The sequence below is a fragment of the Phyllobacterium sp. P5_D12 genome (genome assembly GCF_054049495.1).
Window position 1 is genome coordinate 1 of the sequence record NZ_JBFUMG010000323.1, and the last position, 5,115, is coordinate 5,115.

The 5,115-nt window shown below is 55.7% G+C and carries 4 protein-coding genes and 1 other RNA gene; 3 read left to right on the forward strand and 2 right to left on the reverse strand.

Translation table 11 applies throughout. From position 1 onward, the window contains the following. Nucleotides 1–143: 143 nt before the first annotated feature. Nucleotides 144–300, reverse strand: a non-coding RNA gene (gene ssrS / locus ACXJ5O_RS18315) — 6S RNA. Nucleotides 301–421: 121 nt separating this feature from the next. Here ssrS and ACXJ5O_RS18320 point away from each other — a divergent pair. From ACXJ5O_RS18320 to ligD, 3 genes are all read left to right on the forward strand, one after another. Beyond that, nucleotides 422–868: an N-acetyltransferase family protein gene (locus ACXJ5O_RS18320; RefSeq protein ID WP_457301141.1), complete on the forward strand. Its 447-nt coding sequence runs from the start codon at nucleotides 422–424 to the stop codon at nucleotides 866–868. 193 nt (nucleotides 869–1,061) lie between these two features. After that, nucleotides 1,062–1,910: a non-homologous end joining protein Ku gene (gene ku / locus ACXJ5O_RS18325; RefSeq protein ID WP_457301142.1), complete on the forward strand. Its 849-nt coding sequence runs from the start codon at nucleotides 1,062–1,064 to the stop codon at nucleotides 1,908–1,910. Between the two features lie 3 nt (nucleotides 1,911–1,913). Beyond that, complete coding sequence (gene ligD, locus ACXJ5O_RS18330; protein ID WP_457301143.1) at nucleotides 1,914–4,472, forward strand: DNA ligase D; 2,559 nt, start codon at nucleotides 1,914–1,916, stop codon at nucleotides 4,470–4,472. Here ligD and ku (ACXJ5O_RS18335) read toward each other — a convergent pair. Beyond that, nucleotides 4,469–5,115 (reverse strand): non-homologous end joining protein Ku (gene ku, locus ACXJ5O_RS18335; RefSeq protein ID WP_457301144.1); only part of this gene is annotated, 647 nt, incomplete at its 5' end. The genes ligD and ku (ACXJ5O_RS18335) overlap by 4 nt on opposite strands.

Here is a 5,115-nt window from a genome sequence, read left to right on the forward strand (position 1 = left end):
GTGGGAAGCGCGTCGCGGCGGCCCAGAGCTTCGAGCCTCAAATTCTTCTTCAGGTCTTTGATAGAGGAAAGGTGCTTCAAGCGGGTGACTTCATGAGGGGCTGGAAGCTGGAGTCCAGCTCGGATGAGCACAAAAATTCAAAGCGGCGTCCACACAACCGATGGAGAAGTCGATCCCGGGAACCTACAAAGTAGGTGGGTGCCGTGTGAAGAAGCCCACGGGCCTCCTCAGGGACAGCTCCCTAAGGGATCATTAAGGCCCCGGGGAATATGTCTCTCCTGTCGAGAAGCGCAGAACGCCAACCCAAATATAGGACGGTTGGTTGGATTGCACCAGTAGGGTTGTCGGCTAATTTCAACCTCTTGCGCTCATTAATTCGCAACCCTAATCTCGCGCCTGGCAGATCAGGAGACAAATATAAATGAGCGTTCAAATCCGCCCCTTGCAAAAATCCGACGAATCCCAGTGGCGGCGGCTTTGGACTGCTTATCTCACCTTTTATGAGACCACAGTGCCTGAAGAGGTCTACCAAACGACATTCGCGAGGCTGACTTCCGGTTCCAGTCACGAGTATCGCGGCTTCATCGCCGTGTTTGAAGGCAAATCTGTCGGGCTAACGCACTACCTGTTTCATCGGCACAACTGGAGCATAGAGGATGTTTGCTATCTTCAGGATCTCTATGCCGACCCCGACGTGCGCGGCAAGGGTATCGGTCGCGCATTGATCGAAGCCGTCCATGCCGAGGCCACCAAGGCTGGTGCCCACTCGGTCTATTGGACAACCAACCAGGACAACAGGACGGCACGCCAACTCTATGACAGGATCGCGAAAGTAACACCTTTCATCAAGTATGTGAAAATGGTTTGAGCATCCGGCGCGCTCCAATCACACGGCCCGCCGTTGTTTGCCAACCCTGCCATTTCCCGTTCAAGTTGTATTCTTCTGCCAAGATTGTTACCGTCCCGTCCACTCATCAAGCCGTCGAACGTACGGACCAACAGGGTTTCGGAACTAATCCACCTCAAGTGCATTTCGCAATACGAGCCATGGGAGTTGAGCGTTGGCGCCAAGAGCAAACTGGAAAGGCTTTCTGAAGGTTGCGGAGCTTTCGTGCCCTGTAGCGCTTTACACCGCAGCCTCGACCTCCGACCGCATCGCCTTTCACACGTTGAACCGTGCGACCGGCCATCGGGTTCAGCGTCAGTTCATTGATTCCGACAGCGGTAAGCCGGTCGAGAAGGAAGATCAGGTCAAGGGCTACGAGGTTGGCGACAACGATTACATCGTGCTTGAGCCCGAAGAGGTTGCTGCTGCGGTTCCCGAGAGCGACAAGACGCTATCAGTCGAAGCATTCGTCGCCACGGACGATGTGGACGATATATATTTCGACAAACCATATTATCTCGCACCTAGTGACAAGCACGGCCAGGAAGCCTTTGCCCTCATCTGTGAGGGCATGAAAGACAAGAAGGTGGCGGCGCTTGCCCAAACGGTGCTTTTCCGCCGCGCTCGCACGCTTCTAATCCGTGCCGCAGGCGGTGGACTGGTCGCCAACACGTTGCATTTCGATTACGAGATCCGCTCAGCCAAGGATGCGTTTAGCGACATCCCTGAGATGAAGATCACGGGCGAGATGCTGGACCTAGCCAAGCATATTATCGGAACGAAACGCGGCAGCTTTGACCCTTCCGAGTATAAGGATCGATACGAGGCCGCTCTTGCCGAACTGGTCCGGGCTAAACTTGAAGGCAAGCCGATCCCCAAGAAGCAACCCGCCAAGTCCGAGAAGGTCGTCGACCTTATGGAGGCGCTGCGGCAAAGCGCGGGGGCAGGAAAGAAAGAAGCGAAACCCAAAAAGACGCAAGCCCGCAAACCCAAGGCGGAACCCGCACGGAGGAAGGCGAGCTGATTTATGGTTGCGCTTGAAACATACCGGAAAAAACGCGATTTCAAGACAACGTCAGAGCCAAAGGGGCGCAAGTCGCGCAAGGCCGGTAATAGTTTCGTCATCCAGAAACACGATGCGACGCGACTTCACTACGATTTACGCCTTGAAATGGATGGCGTTTTAAAGAGTTGGGCCGTTACACGCGGCCCAAGCCTGGTACCGAGTGAGAGGCGGCTCGCGGTCCACGTGGAAGACCATCCTTTGGAGTATGGCGGCTTCGAGGGCACGATACCCAAGGGCGAGTATGGTGGTGGTACTGTCATCGTCTGGGACCGTGGCACCTGGACCCCGGTCTTTGACCAGAAGTACGGTTATGCCAAGGGCCATCTGGAGTTCGAACTTCACGGCGAAAAGCTTTCAGGGCGTTGGCATCTGGTTCGCATGCATGGCAAACCGCGCGAAAAGCGCGAGAACTGGTTGCTCATAAAGGCGGAAGATGATGCAGCGCGTACTGAAAGCGATCCTGATATCCTTGAAGAGCGCCCTGAATCCGTGAAGACCGGGCGAGAAATCGCCGATGTCGCTGGCGAAGACCCCGGCTGGTCTTCAAAAACCGGCAAGATCGATAAAAAAAAAGCAGCCAATGGCAAAGCCGCCGCCAAAGCTGTCAAAGCACGATCTTCTGACACCCAAGCGGCGAATGTTCCCGATCCCTCAAAAATCGACGGAGCCAGGAAGGCACCCCTTCCGTCTTTTGTCGAGCCAACTCTGGCGACACTTGCGCCAAAGCCGCCTTCGGGCGAGCGCTGGATTCACGAGATAAAGTTTGACGGCTATCGACTGCAGGTACGGATCGAGGCCGGTCGGGTCAAGCTGTTCACTCGCAACGGCCTCGACTGGACTAAGAAGTTCGGCAAAGAAATCGTTGGCGCATTTCAAAGCTTGCCGATTGGCACGGCGCTGATCGATGGMGAGCTGGTGGTCGAAACAGCTGGAGGCGCGTCAAACTTTTCCGCCCTGCAAGCCGATCTCAGCGACAACCGCACGGATCGTTTCGTCTTCTACGTTTTCGACCTCCTCTATCTTGACGGCTTTAACCTGCAAGACTTGCCCTTGGTCGAGCGCAAGGCCATGCTTGAAAAACTGACCGCCGATGCGCCCGGATTGATCCGCTACAGTGGACATTTCGAAGAAAACGGGCCGCTTATTCTCGATCACGCCTGCAGGCTCAGCCTCGAAGGTATCGTGTCGAAGCTTCGCGACGCGCCATACCGCTCCGGCCGCGTCAAGGATTGGATCAAGGCAAAATGCTCACAACGGCAGGAATTCGTCATCGGGGGCTACGTACCATCCACCACATCGCGCAGGGCGATCGGCTCACTCGTCATGGGCGTTTACAACGGCAAGAAACTTGAACACGTTGGCCGCGTCGGAACAGGATACAGCGCTTCGGTGGCAGAAGATTTGTTTCGCAGGCTCGAACGCATTCGCGCGCCGGAGAGCCCCTTTGCCGAAAAGCTGAGCGCCGATGCGGCGCGGCAGGTGCGCTATGTGAAACCGCAACTTGTCGCTGAGGTGGAATTCCGCGCCTGGACGGCAGACAACAATCTGCGTCATGCAGCGTTCCGCGGCCTGCGCGAGGACAAACATCCAAGCGAAGTCGTGCGCGAGACGCCAAAGGCAAAGGCATCGCCACAACAAAAGAGGCCCACAGTGAAACTTACCCATCCCGACCGCATCTATTGGCCCGAAGAAGGCGTCACCAAGCAAGGTCTGGCGGACTATTATACCGAGGTCTGGAAGTATATTGCTCCCTTCATCGTTGCGCGGCCCTTGGCGTTGCTCCGGGGTCCGGAAGGCATTGCTGGCCAAACCTTTTTTCAGAAGCATGCGTGGAAGGGCCTCAATTCGAATATCGCCTTGGTCACCGATCCAAAAGACAAAGACGACGAACCGCTGATCAGTATCAATGATCTTGATGGGCTTATCGGTCTGGTGCAGTCGGCGGTGCTGGAAATTCACCCCTGGGGTTCGACGATTGCAGATTGGGAACGCCCGGACATCATCATCATGGATCTCGATCCGGGTGAGAATGTTCCTTGGGAACAGGTCATAGCAGGCGCATTTGAAACCCGGGAACGACTTGAACAGGCAGGTCTAGCCGCCTTCGTCAAGACGTCCGGGGGCAAGGGTCTCCACGTGGTGGCCCCGGTCAAACCCAAAGCTACCTGGCCGGAAGTCAAGGCTTTCACCAAAGCACTTGCCGATTCCATGGCGTCCGACAGTCCTGACTCCTACGTCTCGACGATCACCAAGTCGAAACGCACGGGCAAGATTCTCATCGATTATCTGCGCAACCAGCGGGGTATGACAGCAGTAGCGCCCTACTCTACCCGGGCGCGTCCAGGCGCCGCCGTTTCAATGCCACTCCAATGGGATGAACTGACTCCCGGCATTGGTCCGGCCTATTTCACGGCTTTGAACACGGCGACTCGTCTTGCCGCGATAAAACGCGATCCCTGGACCGATTTTCGTGCAGCAGCCGCGCCCATTGAAAAGCCTAAGACAAAAAGGAACAGTTAGCGTTTTTTCGATTTGCTTTCGCTGGCGATACTTTTCTTCAAAGCGTCCATGATATTGACGACATTGCTCGGAGGCTCCGAGATGCTTTCCTTTGCCTTTGCCGGACGCTTCTTGCCCTTCTTCTTCGCCGCAATAATCTCCAGAAGGCGATCTTGAACCGGATCATCAACCATTTTGAGATCCCACGGCTTCATCCGCTCATCGATCAGTGTCCTCACCAATGACATGAGATTGCTGTCGACCTTGTCATTCTTGATATCACCGAAGTACGCATCGCGATCACGCACCTCATCGCCATAGCGCAATGTCCATAAGACAATGCCGCGACCTCGCGGCTCCAGCATTACCGCGCGCTCCCGCCTGTACATAACCAGCCGCGAAATCCCGACCTGGCCGGTTGCCTCCATCGCATCGCGGATGACCGAAAAAGCTTCCTCACCGACCGGATCGTCCGGCGTCAGATAGTGTGGCTTGTCGTACCAGACCCAATCAATACTATCGCGCGGCACAAACATCGAAATATCGATCGTTCGCGTGCTCTCAAGCCCCACCGCCTCAATCTCGTCATCCTCGAGCATGACATATTCATCTTCGCTACGCTGATAGCCTTTGACCTCGTCGTCCTCATCCACCGGCTTGCCGC

Excerpts from the sequence above, each read along its gene's own strand:
- ACXJ5O_RS18320 (WP_457301141.1), top strand. The coding sequence starts at position 422 with ATGAGCGTTCAAATCCGCCCCTTGCAAAAATCCGACGAATCCCAGTGG.